The sequence below is a fragment of the uncultured Brachyspira sp. genome (assembly GCF_949287625.1).
Classification (GTDB): Bacteria; Spirochaetota; Brachyspiria; order Brachyspirales; family Brachyspiraceae; genus Brachyspira.
In genome coordinates this window covers 1-15,518 of record NZ_CASEGO010000031.1, presented here as the reverse complement: position 1 = coordinate 15,518, position 15,518 = coordinate 1, and the positions used below count along the sequence as shown (strand labels likewise).

Annotated in this window: 18 protein-coding genes; 1 reads left to right on the top strand and 17 read right to left on the bottom strand. The window is 27.0% G+C overall.

Annotated elements, in window-relative coordinates; translation table 11 throughout:
• Window positions 1–4: 4 nt before the first annotated feature.
• The gene (locus tag Q1X91_RS06550) at window positions 5–613 is read right to left on the bottom strand and encodes a response regulator (RefSeq protein ID WP_300754769.1); all 609 of its coding nucleotides are present in this window, start codon (window positions 611–613) and stop codon (window positions 5–7) included.
• Between the two features lie 319 nt (window positions 614–932).
• Here Q1X91_RS06550 and Q1X91_RS06545 point away from each other — a divergent pair, with 319 nt between their 5' ends.
• Window positions 933–2,003, top strand: a complete 1,071-nt coding sequence (locus Q1X91_RS06545) for a mannose-1-phosphate guanylyltransferase (RefSeq protein ID WP_300754766.1) — start codon at window positions 933–935, stop codon at window positions 2,001–2,003.
• A gap of 6 nt (window positions 2,004–2,009) precedes the next feature.
• Here the strand turns inward: Q1X91_RS06545 and Q1X91_RS06540 are convergent, their stop codons facing one another.
• The 16 genes from Q1X91_RS06540 to Q1X91_RS06465 all read right to left on the bottom strand — a co-directional run bounded on the left by Q1X91_RS06540 (window position 2,010) and on the right by Q1X91_RS06465 (window position 15,388).
• A complete protein-coding gene (locus Q1X91_RS06540; protein ID WP_300754764.1) occupies window positions 2,010–2,849 on the bottom strand; it encodes a hypothetical protein in 840 nt (279 codons plus the stop codon).
• Between the two features lie 12 nt (window positions 2,850–2,861).
• A complete protein-coding gene (locus Q1X91_RS06535; RefSeq protein WP_300754761.1) occupies window positions 2,862–3,842 on the bottom strand; it encodes a hypothetical protein in 981 nt (326 codons plus the stop codon).
• Window positions 3,843–3,900: 58 nt separating this feature from the next.
• A complete protein-coding gene (ispE, locus tag Q1X91_RS06530; RefSeq protein ID WP_300754758.1) occupies window positions 3,901–4,770 on the bottom strand; it encodes a 4-(cytidine 5'-diphospho)-2-C-methyl-D-erythritol kinase in 870 nt (289 codons plus the stop codon).
• A gap of 165 nt (window positions 4,771–4,935) precedes the next feature.
• Entirely contained in the window at window positions 4,936–5,169 is a 234-nt protein-coding gene (locus tag Q1X91_RS06525; protein ID WP_020004908.1) for a type II toxin-antitoxin system HicA family toxin, read from the bottom strand.
• Window positions 5,166–5,387 (bottom strand): type II toxin-antitoxin system HicB family antitoxin, encoded by a 222-nt coding sequence (locus tag Q1X91_RS06520; RefSeq protein WP_104618291.1) that lies wholly within the window; start codon window positions 5,385–5,387, stop codon window positions 5,166–5,168. Before Q1X91_RS06520 ends, Q1X91_RS06525 begins: the two co-directional genes overlap by 4 nt.
• A gap of 52 nt (window positions 5,388–5,439) precedes the next feature.
• Window positions 5,440–6,531, bottom strand: a complete 1,092-nt coding sequence (locus Q1X91_RS06515; RefSeq protein ID WP_300754747.1) for a hypothetical protein — start codon at window positions 6,529–6,531, stop codon at window positions 5,440–5,442.
• A 131-nt stretch (window positions 6,532–6,662) separates the two neighbouring features.
• On the bottom strand, window positions 6,663–6,836 hold the full coding sequence (locus Q1X91_RS06510) for a hypothetical protein (RefSeq protein WP_300754744.1): 174 nt from the start codon (window positions 6,834–6,836) through the stop codon (window positions 6,663–6,665).
• Window positions 6,837–7,020: 184 nt separating this feature from the next.
• Window positions 7,021–7,437, bottom strand: a complete 417-nt coding sequence (locus Q1X91_RS06505) for a hypothetical protein (protein WP_300754741.1) — start codon at window positions 7,435–7,437, stop codon at window positions 7,021–7,023.
• A gap of 12 nt (window positions 7,438–7,449) precedes the next feature.
• A complete protein-coding gene (locus tag Q1X91_RS06500) occupies window positions 7,450–7,938 on the bottom strand; it encodes a hypothetical protein (protein WP_300754739.1) in 489 nt (162 codons plus the stop codon).
• Window positions 7,935–9,122 carry a chemotaxis-specific protein-glutamate methyltransferase CheB gene (gene cheB / locus Q1X91_RS06495; protein ID WP_300754736.1) on the bottom strand — a complete coding sequence of 396 codons (1,188 nt, stop codon included), beginning with the start codon at window positions 9,120–9,122 and terminating at the stop codon, window positions 7,935–7,937. The genes Q1X91_RS06500 and cheB overlap by 4 nt, the downstream gene beginning before the upstream one ends.
• A gap of 9 nt (window positions 9,123–9,131) precedes the next feature.
• Window positions 9,132–11,453: an apolipoprotein N-acyltransferase gene (gene lnt / locus Q1X91_RS06490; RefSeq protein ID WP_300754732.1), complete on the bottom strand. Its 2,322-nt coding sequence runs from the start codon at window positions 11,451–11,453 to the stop codon at window positions 9,132–9,134.
• 92 nt (window positions 11,454–11,545) lie between these two features.
• Complete coding sequence (locus Q1X91_RS06485) at window positions 11,546–12,007, bottom strand: bacteriohemerythrin (RefSeq protein WP_096737122.1); 462 nt, start codon at window positions 12,005–12,007, stop codon at window positions 11,546–11,548.
• Between the two features lie 83 nt (window positions 12,008–12,090).
• On the bottom strand, window positions 12,091–13,452 hold the full coding sequence (gene hslU, locus Q1X91_RS06480) for an ATP-dependent protease ATPase subunit HslU (RefSeq protein ID WP_300754724.1): 1,362 nt from the start codon (window positions 13,450–13,452) through the stop codon (window positions 12,091–12,093).
• A gap of 3 nt (window positions 13,453–13,455) precedes the next feature.
• Window positions 13,456–13,986 (bottom strand): ATP-dependent protease subunit HslV, encoded by a 531-nt coding sequence (gene hslV / locus Q1X91_RS06475; RefSeq protein WP_013113511.1) that lies wholly within the window; start codon window positions 13,984–13,986, stop codon window positions 13,456–13,458.
• 169 nt (window positions 13,987–14,155) lie between these two features.
• A complete protein-coding gene (locus tag Q1X91_RS06470; protein ID WP_300754717.1) occupies window positions 14,156–14,599 on the bottom strand; it encodes a hypothetical protein in 444 nt (147 codons plus the stop codon).
• Between the two features lie 72 nt (window positions 14,600–14,671).
• Entirely contained in the window at window positions 14,672–15,388 is a 717-nt protein-coding gene (locus Q1X91_RS06465) for an ABC transporter permease (RefSeq protein WP_300754714.1), read from the bottom strand.
• Window positions 15,389–15,518: the final 130 nt, after the last annotated feature.

Here is a 15,518-nt window from a genome sequence, read left to right as displayed (position 1 = left end):
ACGATTACACATCTACATAAAATCTAACAGCATTTCTTATTCTTGCTTTAAGTTCATTTTGACCTACTGGTTTTTTAACATAATCACATGCACCTTTCTCAAGCCCATTAACAACATCATCTTCATTATATCTTTTAGTAATAATAATAATTAATGCTGTTCTTAAAGTTATTTCATTTTTTATCTCTTCAAGTAAATAGAAATAATCTTTATCTTCTGATAAATTAATATCCATTAAGATAATATCAGGTGAAATCTTTTTAAGCTCTTTAAGAGGAGATGTAAGATTAGATATACATATAACCTCATAGTCTTCACTGAGCCATTCAGAATAATTTTTTCTTGTAATCTCCATAGGTTCTATGATGGCTATTTTATATCTGGAATGTTTTCTTTTTAACTTCACTCTTTTTTCTTTTTTATTAAAAGCTAAAAATGCTTTCAAATCAGCATAACGAATTTTATACCTTTTTCCGGGAGTAACATCAGCTTTAAGTCCGTAGTGACGAACCCAATAATTAACCGTTGTTCTTGAAACCCCAACTACTTTAGCTACATCAATGGGGGACAACATATCGTCATCATCATATATTAACTCTTCAGTATTATTCATATGGCCTCTCACAAATTATGATTAATAAAAAATCTCCCTATTATAGTAATAAAGATTAATATATAATTAGTTTTTTGTCAAATAAAAAATATTTAATTTGCAATTAATATTAGTAGATTTATATTTGTAATATTACAAATAACTACATTTTTTACAAAAAATCAATTTTTTTTATTTAATGTATAAAATGTAAATATATAATTTTTAAAAAAAATATCTAATACTGACTATGAAATTATATAATAAAAATATACAAAATTCTTGTTTTTTATCAATTTTTTAATTATAATTATACTATATAATAAAAAAGGATTAAAAAATGGAAAAAGCTGTACTCATTATGGCAGGAGGTATAGGTGAAAGACTATGGCCTTTAAGCAGAGAAAGCAAACCAAAACAATTCTTAAATATAGTAGAAAACAAATCATTAATAGAGCAAACTATAAACAGAGCATTAAAAATAACAAAAGAAGATAATATATTTATAATTACTGGAAAAAGATATAAAGAAGCATTTGCAAAATATATACCTTCATTTAAAAAAGAAAATATAATATATGAACCGCTAGGAAGAGATACAACAGCGGCCATTGCTTTAGGAGCATTATATATAAAAGAGAAGATAGGAAATGCTATAGTAGCAATACTTCCAGCAGATCCTATAATAAAAAATGAAGAAATGTTCTTAGATACTATTGAAAATGCTATTGAGGTAAGCGAAAGTACTGATAAAATAGTAATAATAGGAATTAATCCTAACAGACCTGAAACTGGATATGGATATATAAAATTAAAAGATAAAATTAAAGATAATGAATATAATGTTGATCGATTTGTAGAAAAACCAGATTATAAAAATGCATGCAGATTTTTAGAAGACGGACATTATCTATGGAATAGCGGTATATTTATTTGGTCTATTGATAATATACTTAAATCTATAAGCGAATTAATGCCTGAAACTCATGATAAAGTAATGAAAACATTAAAAGAAAAAGATGATATAAAAAAACAGGAAATTTTTAAAGCTATAGATAAAATATCTTTTGACTTTGGAATAATGGAAAAATTAGAGCATATTGTATGTATAAAAGCACATTTCTTTTGGGACGATTTGGGAGCTTTCTCAGCACTTGGCAGAATACATGATAAAGATGAATGCAGCAATGTAGTAGTTGGAAATGTATATACTAAAGAAGCAAACGGAAACATTATTATTAATGATGATGATGATACTTTTATAGCTATAGACGGAGTAAATGATTTAACTATAGTAAAATCTGAAGGTGTATTATTAATATATCCGAATAACAAAGATTCTAAAATAAAAGATATATTAAAAGATATTAGAGAAAAAGATGAACTAAAAGATAAAAGACACTTACTTTAATAAAAATTATTTCTTTTTAGAATATTTTAAAAGTGTTTCTCTACTCATATTATCTTTGGCTTCTTTAATTTTTTCTAACTCCTTTTCTCTCTTCTCTTTTTCTTTTTTCTCTTTTTGATTATCTTCTATAAGAACACCATTTATAACAACATTTTTTAACTCTATATTTTTGTTTTTTGCTATTTCAATAGGTATGGTACTGCCTTTTATTTCTACATTTTCAAATTTCAATGATTTATAAAACTTGATATTTCTAAAATCAGCATCGCCCTCTATAATAATATTTTCAAAACTAGAATCTCCCTGCAAACTAGCATTAAGAAGACTAAAATTATTCTTAAAATATGTATGATTAAACTTAAATTTATCTATTATATCAGTATTAGACATATTAAAGTTACAGTCTATAGTAATATTATCTGCATCTATAGAATATATATTTGATAATGACATATTAAAGTCCATATTAATTTTTGAGTTTTTTAAAATTATACCTTTATGAACATTGGACATATTTATAATAATACCGCTGTCAAAATCAGAATCCGTAAAGTCCAAAGAAGCCTGTAAATCATAATTTCTAATTACAAAAGGTCCGTAAAATGATGAGTTTTTAAAGAGTAAATCAGCATTCTTCTCTACCTTTAAGCCTTCAAAATTAAATCCTTCATAGCTTATCATATAAGAAAAATTATAAAATCCTCTATAAAGATCATCTCTTATAATACGTCTGAAAAGACCATCTGGTTTATCATTACTGTCATGATGAATAATGCATAAACCGTCTTTATACTCTTCTCTATCGCAATTTTCTGTATTAGATATTTTTTGTTTACAAACAGCCATAAATCAATAAACCTAAAACATAAAACTCATACCTATATTATGCGAAATATTATCCTTACTGAAATTATCAAAAACAATAGAATAATCAAGCCTGAATAATTGCACATAAACAGATAAACCCAAAGAAGCCCCATTATTACCAACGCCTACTCTTGCCAAAATACCGCTAGGTAATTTGGCAGCAAATCTTTTTTGTATAGCACTAGGAGCATCTAATATAGTTTCTGGTAAATCATCATACCAAGTACTCTTTTCTTTAAATAATCCCAATTTATTAAAATCTACTATCATAGCCTCTATACCAACAGATATGCTATGAGTAACAGAAGGAACTGATATAGTATACTGTGCAGCCACAGAAAAACTTCCATCGCTTTTAGTGTATGCTAAAGAAGCAATTATATCAGTATCAACTTTTGCAAATACATTATCATAAAATCCGAAATTTCTAACCCCCACACCTAGTTTGAAATTCGGAGTAAAAAGAGACTGCATATATGATAAATCCAAAAACATTCCGAAATTATTATCTTTTTCGCTATTATTAATAACAGTTTTTATATTTGCCCCTATAAAAGAACTTTCATTAATAGCATAGGAAGCCCCTACATTAATCAAATAAAGTCCGCTGTATATATCATTTTTTCTAGTACCAAAACTATCATATGAATAAACTTTATTAATATCTCCTGCAAACCCTATACCCACAGCATAAGAAGCTCCTATATGTGCATAAGATGCATTAAATATATATTCATTTTTAGGATTAGAAGTAACTGTATAATTTAAATTAACACTGTCTCTAAGTACTCCCATTAAAGAGGCTGAGTTTATAAAAATAGAAGAAGAATCATTACCAAGCAAAAAAGCACTATTCATCATTCCCATAGATCTTGTACTTGTTGTTTCAAGTACAGAAAGAGAATGTTTTGAAGACAAACCGTAAAATATAGAACTGCTTATAAGAAGTATAACAAATATTTTCTTTATCATATTATTTTCTTCTCTTTATATTTTTTATAATAAAATTTAATTATAACATAATAAAACATTAAATCAAACTCAATTTATAAATATTATAATTCATTTCTGATTTTAATTTATTATAGTCGTCAACTATTTTTTTATCATTATTCTCATATAAAGCAAAAAGCGAAGAACCAGAACCGCTCATAGATACTTTTCTTTTTATTATGTTTTCAGCATTGAGTTTTATATCCTCTATTCTTTTATCCAAATTAAAAACATTTTTTTCAAATATATTATATGTATTAGAAACTATATCGTTAAAATTAATATCTTTATTAAAATCTTCTCTATTATCAAGCATATTTTTTATAGCGAATATATCTGATTTATTAAAATCATCTTTGACAAACTTTGAATAAGCCAATTTTGTAGATACATGTATATTAGGATATATCAAAATAATATTATAAGGCAGTATAAAGTTATAATTTTTTATCTTCTCACCTATTCCAGAAACCCAAGCTAAACCTCCTCTTATAAAAAAAGGAATATCCGCTCCAAACCTAGAAAATGATTCTATCAAAGTATCGTTAATATCAATATTAAGTTCGCTTAAAAAAAACTTAATAATATTAGCAGCATCAGAAGATCCTCCTCCAAGACCTGCACCTGTAGGAATATTTTTTTCAATATTTATATTATAATTACTTTTAAGCCCCATTTCATTTTGAAAATAATTAAATACTTTGGTTACTATATTATCCTCTTCATCATCTTTTAATGCGAACATTCCGTTTGTATGAATACTGTATTTATCAGACTTTTCTATAGTTATAATATCATATAGATTTACTGTATGAAATAAAGATTCTATAAGATGATATCCGTCCTCTCTTTTTGATGTAATATCGAGAGAAATATTAATTTTGCATGGAGCTTTTATTATATGCATGTTATTTCCTTAAAGTGATAGACTATTATTGTAGTATATTTATAATTTTTTGCAAATTATAAAATACAATATATTTATTAAAAACTATATTGATATTATGATTTAATAATATAAAAAAGAATATTATTTTTTAAAAGCTAAGAAAATTACAAATTGAAAAAGGTATTATATTTTTTCTATCAAATTATTATATTCTTCTACATCAAGATTTATTTCATTTAATATTTTTCTCATAAGCGGTCTTGATATTACCTTATTTGAGTGAAAAGGAATAACCGTACATCTTCCATCTTCATGTTTATAAAAAGCATGACTTCCTTTTTGTCTTTGTTTAATAAATCCTAATAAAAACAGTAATTTTTCTATAGTTTTTGCATCTTTTAAAATTAGCTTACTCATACCAGTTCTATTTCTTCTATTTTTATAAACTCTGGAATAGCATTCTTCTCTTCATTGTCCATCTCTTCAAAACATAAATCCAAAACTTCTTTTAATTTTATATGCAATTCTTCCAAAGTATCAGCCTGTGTATGAGCACCTACTATTGAAGGAATATATCCAACATAAACATTACTTTCTTTATCATATTCTATATAGGCAAAAAATTTTTTATTCATTGATAAACCCTCGAAGTTATATATTTTTATTATAACAGAAATTATTATTAATTTAAGCCCCTTTTGAAAATTTCCTAAACGCTTGAACAGTCTGCACCGAACCATACCAGAATAAAACTTTACCTAAAAAATAAACTAAACAGCCAAATATTTTTAAACATAAAGTTAATTTAGATTCAGCATATTTTATTAAAAGGCTGTAATCAGTAGGTATAAAATATTTTATTAATTCTTGGAATAATTTTTTATAATATAAAAGTGCTATATTAGAATGAGACAAATCAGGAATATAAAAAACAGTAAAACAAAAAGCTGTTATTAATATAGTCATAAATAAAGCCCTAACCCAATTCTGACCATTATCGCTATATAGTGAACTTAATTCAATGGAAAGTATGTCTGCCCAATCCTTATAAGTTTTATTTTCCTTTTTTCTTAATTCTTCTTTATGTAGTTCTATTTCTTTAGCCTTATACTGCAAAGCATCTATAGCATTGTTTGATGCATAAGCCTGCTGTTTGAGAAATAAAGCACTTTCACGATTAGCGAATTTATGCACTTTGAAATTAACAGGATTGATTAACCCGCCATTGATAACAGAGCCTTTAAAATCTGCCTCTTCTACTTCAATATTTTTTAAATTTATTCTACCATTAATAAAAGTATTACTAATATTTATTTCATTTACTTTTTTTATATTATTTAGATTTATAAAAGAAGTACCATTATTAAAAGTAATGTTATCTAATTTTATTTTTGAATTATAGTTGTTTTCTTTAATATATTCTTCATCATCAGTATTGATTTCATTTATATCAATTATTTTTTCTATTTTATTATTTTTAAATATTAATTCTTGGTTTAAGTATGATTTTGTAATTTTAACACTATCTATATATTGATTATTAGCAAACGATATTCCATTTTCAAATTTAGAATTTGATATATGTAATTTAGAATTTATTTCAGAACTTCCAAAACATAATTTACCTTTAAAATAACATTCCACGAAGTAAATTTCTTTACTGAATATCATTGTATCAAACCATACATCTTTTTCAAATTCAACATTATAAAATTGTATAATACAATCAAATGTTTTAAAAAATTCATGATTAAAATCTAACTCATTATTAATAATCAAATTTTCTAATCTTATATTAGAAGATAATTTATTTACCTTCAGGTATTTTTTATAAAAAATATATATAGTCTTTTCTAAAGAAAAATTAATAATAATTTTCTTTTTATCATTATTTTTATAATCTTCAATACCTATTCATCTGTAATAGTTATGATGTTGTTTGAATTTTTAGTTTTACTTTTTTTAAGTGCCTGTTTTAGTAAATCACACTTTAGCCATATAATAAGCTCTTCTTTTGAATTATATTCTGTAGGCTGTTCTGTTATACCATATTGATATATTTCATTAACATTTAAAGTAATCATAAAAACTCTTAAAAATTCTCATTGTAAATTGACAAGTCTTAATATTATACAAATTTGCACTTTTTGCAACTTTGACGAAGTCCGCCTGCGACCGTAGGAAGTACTATTAAGTATGGTGTGCGGCGAGAAAAAGTTGAAATAAATTAAATTATAAATTAATTCTTTTATGAGAAAATATATATCATTATCTTAAAGGAAGTCTGTCTATAGATTCTATTTTCCATTTATTAGCTTCGTTTATCAGTCTTATATAATAATAGGTTGGAGAAAACTCACTGTTTCTTATTATATAATATCCTCTATAGGCACTGGTATTGTCTCCTATTGTATAATTTATAGTTACAGAATATTCCCCGTTTGAAGATGAGAGCAAATTTTTTATAGAATCTTTATTGTCTGTAAGAATATTTTTTATGCTTTCTATATTATCTATATCAGAGTTTTTTTCTATCCAGTTTATATTATCATCAAGTATCTGAGCTTTCATATTATCATAAAATATAAATAAATCTTTTTTCTTTCCGCTATCCAAATCTTCAAGACAAGAAACAGCAAGTAGAGATAAAATAAAAATGACTAATACAATAAATAATTTCTTCATAAAAATAAGTCCTTAAATATTCAAAAAATTAATAGTAAGTAAATTCCATTTATCATTTAAATAAATAGCCACAAACTCAATGGAGTTTTCAGATATTTTATTAAAAGAAGGATATTCAATCTGAGCTAATATAACATCTTTATATTTTTTATATGTAATACTTACATCATAATATCCTCCGTCTTTAGGAAGATAATTGCATAAAGCATCATCATTATTTGAAAATATCCTCTGATACAAAGCACCTCTATTTTTTATAGATTCTATAATATTAACAGGAGTAAGTTCATATATTAAAGACATTTCCTTAATAGTATTAGCTATATTATCATCTAAATTAAGAACAAAATTAGAAGTAAACTCAAGCGTATCCTTATTCGATATTAATTTAGATATATATGTTTCATACTCATAAACGCTGTATTCACTGTCTGCTTTATATTCTTTTTGGCATGAAACTAAAAATAAAATCATTATTAAAATAAATATAATATTTTTCATCTAATTTTTAACCTCATATATTGTATTAAAAACTCAGCAATATCATAAAGCGATAATACCAAATGAACAGCCTTATTTTCTATAACACTTCTAGGCATTCCATAAACTGTAGAACTAGCCTTATCCTGAGCAATAGTAAGATTATTATGATTATGAAGTTTAATCATACCTTCAGTGCCGTCATTACCCATACCAGTCATCACTATAGCTATAGCCTTGTCAGTCAAAACATCATCAATAGTATTAAACAAATAATCCACGCAAGGAGTATAAATAAACTTTTTTTCAGTATCTGGATAAAACTTAATTTTAAGCCTTCCAGCAGAATCCATATATATACCCATATTTTTATCACCCGGCGAAATATAAACAACCGAAGGCATTAACTCTTCATCAAGACTAGCCTCTTTTATTTTTATAGAACATATATCCTGAAGACTTGAAATAAGAGAAGAAGAAAACTCTTTTGGTATATGCTGTGATATAAGTATAGGAAGAGGAAAATCAGATGGAATACTGGGAAGCATTATTCTCAAAGCTCTAGGACCTCCTGTTGATATTCCTATAGCAACTAATTTTGGAGTATTAAATTTAAACTTCAAAACCTTAGTTATAGCTGTAGCAACCTGTTTCTGATTAAAAGGTATTATTCTCACATTATCATCAAATTTATCTATTTCTGTTTTTTCGCTTTCATCAACAACTTTTCTATTATTAGAAGAATTATTTAACAAATTAAAATTATAATCTATACTAGATTCAGGAACAAACTCTAAAGCATTTGCTCTATTATTTTTTGATATTGCAATTATTTTATTTAATACATTCTCTTTTAAAAAATCAATAGATACATTACGCGGCTTATAAATGATATCAAAAGCCCCAAGTTCCAAAGCCCTAGATGATAAATCTTTATTCTTAGTTAAAGATGTCATCACTAATATATTAACTTGTATATTTTCTTTTTTTAAAAGTTTTAAAAGCTCTATACCGCCCATTAAAGGTAAATCTATTTCCATAACAACAAAATCAGGCTTTATAGATATTATTGATTTATATGCATCTATACCATTATTTACCAAACTTACAACATTAATTCTATAATGATTTGCTAGAATATTATTTAACATTCCAGAAATAATCTTAGAATCTTCTGCTATAAGTACTCTAATGGCTCCCAACATATATATCCTTTAATGCTGATTGTTGTCTTTTTTTATATTATTCTTCATATTATTTTTTATAGTTTTATCTCTTCCTAAAGTTTCCTCATTTTCCTCTATAATTGTAGTTAAAGCAGAAGAAATATCAGAAGTATATTTATTATCATCAAATATACTGTATGATTTTGAATCCTCTATTATATCAGTTATTTCTTTTGTATAGTCTGTATATTTATCAGAAAACAAATCTATTTTTTCAGTATTTATATTACTGTTTTTTATATTATTACTTTCTTTTTGTATAACTTCATTATTATTTTTTATATTATTAATTTCAGAATTTTTATTTATTATTTGAGTATTAGTTTTTACTTCCTGAGTATTTTCTTTTTTCTTAACTACAGCTTCCTCTATATCGTCCAAACTAGGCAGCTCATCGCTTGCTTCATCATTAATATATTCATCTACTTTTTTAGCAGAAGGAATTACAGCAAATACAGCCTCATTTTCTGCAGACTGCTTTAGAAAGAAACGTTTTTTAATGATTTCTTTTAACTCGATTAAACTTTTAGCAGTAGCAAAAAACAAAAGAACTAAAATACCAATAAAACAAAGAAATACAAACCATTCTCCGAATCTTGTATATATAGTTATATCACTATTTAATGCCACATTAGCTACCATATAATCGGGTTTCCAAAAAGGAAGAGTTGATATAATTTTACCAGTACTTGAAATATGCCCAGTAACCCCAGAATTACCATTATGAACTATATCTCTTCTATTCTCTACAGCCCTAAAAATAGACATATAAAAATGCTGAAGAAGAGATTCATCACTGTAAGACCAAGCATCTTCTGTAATAACAGCTAAAGTCTGAGCACCATTATATACAAACTTTCTAACAAAATCCCCGAAAGCACTTTCAAAACATATAACGCCAGAAAAAGTATATCCGTTAGGGTGATTAAACACCGTAATGCTTCTTCCTCTGTCCCATCTATTAGCACCAGCTTTATCAAACTGAGCATACATAAAGTTTATAATATTTTTGAAAGGAAAAGTATTTAGAAGAAACTCATTATCCTGAAACGGATATGATTCTCCGCCTGGTACAAGTTTTATTTTAGAGTACTCTCCTATAACATTACCTCTGTCATTAATAAACTCCATACCATTATAGTACTTATACGGATTATATGCATTTTCATTAGTATCTTCTTTTATGATAGTAGTACCTAAAAGATGATAAGTTTGAGTATATCGAATCATATCATAAAGTATATATGTATTATAAACACCAGGGTAAATAGAATTAGAAACAAGCCCATAATCAAAAATTTCTTTATATTCATTTATATAATACCCATATGAATCAAGAGTAACAGATTCTGGATATACTATTAGTGAAGGTTTTGAAAGAGAGGCATCTCTGGCAAGATTTGCTATTCTTCTTACCGACACTGTACCATTTTGGGTTACTCCGTCAGGCTTTTCCTCACTTTGGAATTTTTCAGGCTTTAGGAGAAATTTCTCTGCAAAACCCTGTATTCCTTTGGAGTTCTTACGGTAAGGCTCCCCAGTATATATATTATTCCAATATACATTTGGATCAAAAGATTTCTGTATAAGTGCGATTCTAGTTTTAGGCTGAAGGGTTCTTTTTGATTCCTCAATATTAATTTTCACAGCCCCATAAATAAGAATTAATATAAATGATGAAATAAATACAATGGCTGGTATATATGGTCTTTTATATTGATACTTTTTTGAAATATTTCGCTCTGCAAAGAAAAGCAAATAATGAGCTATAACAGAGTTACAAAAATATACAAAGAAGCTGATACCCAGCACTCCAAATATATCAGCGGACTGCAGAAATAGGGAGAAATTCCACTGCGAATAGCCTATAATTCCCCAAGGGAAACCGAGATATCCTACATTTCTCATATATTCCATAAATGTAAACACAAGCGGTACAGTAACAAACCTGAATGCAGGAAGTTTTTTTGATAAAAAAACGCTTAGAAGCATAGCTGGAAAATAGAATAAAAATATTATTAAAAATAGTATAGTAAATAATGTCAAAAAAGAAACTATAGCTTCAGTTTCTTTCAGCATAAATGCAGTTACCCACATAAGCAGATAACCAAAAAATACCAGTACAAATATGGAGGCTGATATTACATAGTATCTAAGTTTATCTGATTTATATATTATAATATTAAGCGGAACAAGTGCAATAAAAGAAATAGGGAAAAAATTTAATGGCGGAAAAGCCAAAGATAGAAGTATAGCACTAATAATACTTAATATAATTACACCAATCGTGTATGAATTACTTTTCGACACTTATAAAATTTCCTATTTTTTACACAACACTATATTAAAAACAACAACATATAAACTTAGAACATTTATTAATATAACAGCATACTTAAATATTAATTATGACCTTCTTTTTTCTTTAAGGCTTCCTTAATTTCATTAACAAATTTTTTATCCTGAAAACCTATATGCTCTAAAAGCCAATCTTTAAGGAATTTAATAAATTTGTTAGCTACAAAAGGCTGACCTTCTTCGTATTTTCTAATTTGGTCAACTATTTCCAAATAGAAACTCTTATGCATAGCTTTATGATTTTCTGCATCCGAATAATTAATAAGGTCCATTATTTTTTCTTCCGTTTTGAAATGGTACTGAGTATAATCAATACATTTCTTAATAGCTTTAATAAAAGCTTCATTAGTATTTGCACTGTTATCTACTGTTGCTAAATAAAGTTCATTAACTATATTTACCAATTCTTTGTGCTGGCTATCTATTAATTTATGTCTTGTTTCATACAAAGGCACCCATTTAATAAATACCGTAGTTTCTTGTTGTTCATTATTATTATTATCCATCATAAACTCCAATTAATTTTTCTTATACATTATTTATTTTATAAAAAAAAACCAAAAAATCTATACTATACAACAAAACACTGTTATAATATATATTTGCTGATGTCTCTGTTATCCTCAATGTCTTTCATAGCATCTTTTATATTATCGGCATTGATTTTTATAAATTCACCTTTATGTTCATCGGCACTAAAAGAAATTTCTTCAAAAACCTTTTCCATGATGGTATAAAGTCTTCTAGCACCTATATTTTCAACATTAGTATTAATATTATAAGCCATATCTGCTATAGCTTCCAAAGCTTCTTCTTCAAACTCTATAGTTACTCCTTCAGTTTTTAAAAGCTCCTGATACTGTTTGGTAATAGCATTTTTAGGGTTAACCAATATATCTTTAAAATCATCTTTGGATAAAGCCTTTAATTCCACCCTTATAGGAAATCTTCCCTGAAGTTCTGGTATCAAATCCGAAGGTTTGTTAATATGAAAAGCTCCTGCTGCTATAAATAGTATATGATCTGTTTTTATAGGACCATATCTTGTATTAACAGTAGTACCCTCTACTATAGGAAGTAAATCTCTTTGTACACCATGACGGGCAACATCGGCACTGTCTGTTTTGTTTCCGCTTGCTATTTTGTCTATTTCATCTAAAAATATTATACCCATATTTTCAGTAATACTCAAAGCATCTGAAGTTATTTTCTCCATATCTATAAGAGATTCTGAAGCCTCATTTATAAGATGTTTTTTAGCCTCTTTTACTCTTAAACGTTTATGCTTTTTGTTCTGAGGCATGATACTTCCAACCATAGACTGAATCATATCGCTTTCTTCAAAGCCCATACCAGGAATTATGCCGAACATTCTATTTTGACTGCCTGTTATCTTTAATTCAACATAACTTTCATCAAAATCGCCGTTAGCTATACGTTTTTTTATCTGTTCTTTGGCATTTTTCTTTTTTTCCATTTCTTCTTCAGATACATTTTCATTTTCTTCTTTTTTTACAGAAGGAAGAAGAAGTTTTGCCAATTTATCCAAAGCTATATCGGTAGCCTCTTTTTCAACCTCTTTCATCATAGCAGTTTTAAGCTCAAATATGGCTACATTAACCAAATCTCTAACCATACTCTCAACATCGCGTCCTACATAACCTACTTCTGTATATTTAGTAGCCTCTACTTTGATAAAAGGAGCATTAACAAGTTTTGCTAGTCTTCTAGCTATTTCTGTCTTTCCAACCCCAGTAGGTCCTATGAGTATAATATTTTTTGGTGCAACCTCATCTTTCAATTCTTCTGGAAGATGACGTCTTCTGTATCTATTTCTCAAAGCTATAGCAACCGAACGCTTAGCCTCTGTTTGTCCTATTATATATTGATCAAGTGCTTCAACTATCTTTCTAGGTGTAAGCTCGCTTTCTAATTTCGCATCAAATGACATAATTTATTCTATAACCTCCAAAGAAATATTGCTGTTAGTGTATATACATATCTGAGAAGCTATTTCAAGAGCCTTTTTAGCTATTTCTTTAGCTGAAAGGTCTGTATTTTCGCATAAAGCCATAGCAGCAGCCTTAGCATACTGTCCGCCGCTTCCTATAGCTAATATATTATTCTCACTTTCTATAACATCGCCGTTACCCGAAAGTAAAAGCATTTTGTCTTTGCTCGCTACTATAATAAGTGCCTGCAAATTTCTAAGCATTTTATCGGTTCTCCATTCGCGTGCAAGCTCAACAGCTGCTCTTGTAAGATCTCCAGAAAACTCCTGAAGTCTTTTTTCAAATTTTTCAAATAATGTAAATGCATCGGCAGTAGAACCTGCAAAACCAGATATAACTTTACCGCCGTATAATTTTCTTAATTTAACAGCATTAGGCTTCATTACTGTTTCACCCAATGTAACCTGTCCGTCGCCTGCTATTGCTGTAATTCCGTTTCTGCATACTGCACATATAGTAGTGCCTTTAAACATATTTTTCATTCCTCTTAATTAATATATTGTATCTTATATTGTATTATATATTTGTATCTATTGCAAATTTATTATATATATTTTTATTACTTATAATATGAATTTAATTATAAAAACCTACAAAAAAGGAGGCATATGCCCCCTTATAGTTATCTATATAAGAAAATAATTACTGAGCTTTATTAAATATACCATCTTCATATGTTGTTGTTACACTGCCTATTTTTTTAGTATAATTAACTGTAGCTTGGATCTCTGATGTAAATTTTATAGTAAGAGTATATGAATCTGTAACAGTAGCATCACTAGCATTTTTTTCAGTATAAGTAGCTGTATAAGTTTCTCCTATTTTTACTATAGCTATAGATTCAAATATTAATTCTTTGCCCCCTTTAACATCTGTGTAAGTCATGCTTCCATCATCATTAATTACCATCTTATTTAAATAAAAATAATCAGAAACACCTTTATCTTCAGCATTCCAAGTGCCTGCATATGTACTCTCTATTCCTGTTATATTTCCTGTAACATTGCCTGCTGCCTCTTTTAATTTTTCACAGCCTACTGCCAAAAATGATACGAACAATGTTAATACTAATAATTTTTTTAACATTTTCTTCCTCCAAATTAGATTATTAAATTTATAATATAAGAAAATGATTTTTTGTCAATACTACATTTAAAACTATTTATCAGCATACCTGAAAGTATTAACAGCCAAAATCAAAGCTATTATTAAGCATACAAACAGTACAGCTATACCAATAAAGTATGAACGAAAATCAAAATAAAAAGCTCCCCTAAATGCATTCAAAAAATACTGAAAAATATTTAATTTGCTTAAAAACTTTACTATATTAGGAGCATTATATAATGAATAATACCCGTCGCTTAAAAACATAGAAGCCATTAAAATAATATTATACAATATACTGGCTGTTTCATTATTTTTTACAAGACTGGAGACAAAAAAACTTATAAATATATAAAGCAAAGAAGCTATTATTATTACAGGCAGAAATAAAAAAACAGATAAAAAATCAAACTCTATCTTAAAAAATAAGGCACAGACAAAAAATACAAATAAACTGCTTATAATAGATATTATCACCCAAGCACATGATAAACTTATAATATACTTATATAAAGGAAGCGGTGTTACTTTAAGCAAGTTATAAACCCCTCTCCTTCTCTGACTTAATACATTAAAACTCGTAGTCATAAAAGAATAAGCAAGCACACTTACACATGTCATAGCCGTGAGTATATGAATAGTGTAGCTTTCCATATTAAAAAAAAGTCCGAGTGATATAACTATTACCAAAGGAAAAAATATTGACCAGAATATAAGAAAAGGATCTCTTATAGCTTTTTTAATTGTAAGTTTAAATATTATTTTCATAGTTATTCTTTATTTATTATTATTTATTATGAAATTTTTAGTATATACCTAAACAAATACAGTTTGTCAAAAAATAAATTTTTTAAATTTTGATATTTGCGGGGCTTTGCCCCACACCCCAGTTCTTTTG

Excerpts from the sequence above, each read along its gene's own strand:
- Q1X91_RS06535 (WP_300754761.1), bottom strand. The coding sequence starts at position 3,842 with ATGATAAAGAAAATATTTGTTATACTTCTTATAAGCAGTTCTATATTT.
- Q1X91_RS06525 (WP_020004908.1), bottom strand. The coding sequence starts at position 5,169 with ATGAGTAAGCTAATTTTAAAAGATGCAAAAACTATAGAAAAATTACTG.
- Q1X91_RS06505 (WP_300754741.1), bottom strand. The coding sequence starts at position 7,437 with ATGAAGAAATTATTTATTGTATTAGTCATTTTTATTTTATCTCTACTT.
- cheB (WP_300754736.1), bottom strand. The coding sequence starts at position 9,122 with ATGTTGGGAGCCATTAGAGTACTTATAGCAGAAGATTCTAAGATTATT.
- Q1X91_RS06485 (WP_096737122.1), bottom strand. The coding sequence starts at position 12,007 with ATGGATAATAATAATAATGAACAACAAGAAACTACGGTATTTATTAAA.
- ispE (WP_300754758.1), bottom strand. The coding sequence starts at position 4,770 with ATGCATATAATAAAAGCTCCATGCAAAATTAATATTTCTCTCGATATT.
- Q1X91_RS06520 (WP_104618291.1), bottom strand. The coding sequence starts at position 5,387 with ATGAATAAAAAATTTTTTGCCTATATAGAATATGATAAAGAAAGTAAT.
- Q1X91_RS06510 (WP_300754744.1), bottom strand. The coding sequence starts at position 6,836 with ATGATTACTTTAAATGTTAATGAAATATATCAATATGGTATAACAGAA.
- Q1X91_RS06465 (WP_300754714.1), bottom strand. The coding sequence starts at position 15,388 with ATGAAAATAATATTTAAACTTACAATTAAAAAAGCTATAAGAGATCCT.
- Q1X91_RS06500 (WP_300754739.1), bottom strand. The coding sequence starts at position 7,938 with ATGAAAAATATTATATTTATTTTAATAATGATTTTATTTTTAGTTTCA.
- Q1X91_RS06470 (WP_300754717.1), bottom strand. The coding sequence starts at position 14,599 with ATGTTAAAAAAATTATTAGTATTAACATTGTTCGTATCATTTTTGGCA.
- Q1X91_RS06550 (WP_300754769.1), bottom strand. The coding sequence starts at position 613 with ATGAATAATACTGAAGAGTTAATATATGATGATGACGATATGTTGTCC.
- Q1X91_RS06545 (WP_300754766.1), top strand. The coding sequence starts at position 933 with ATGGAAAAAGCTGTACTCATTATGGCAGGAGGTATAGGTGAAAGACTA.
- hslU (WP_300754724.1), bottom strand. The coding sequence starts at position 13,452 with ATGTCATTTGATGCGAAATTAGAAAGCGAGCTTACACCTAGAAAGATA.
- hslV (WP_013113511.1), bottom strand. The coding sequence starts at position 13,986 with ATGTTTAAAGGCACTACTATATGTGCAGTATGCAGAAACGGAATTACA.
- Q1X91_RS06540 (WP_300754764.1), bottom strand. The coding sequence starts at position 2,849 with ATGGCTGTTTGTAAACAAAAAATATCTAATACAGAAAATTGCGATAGA.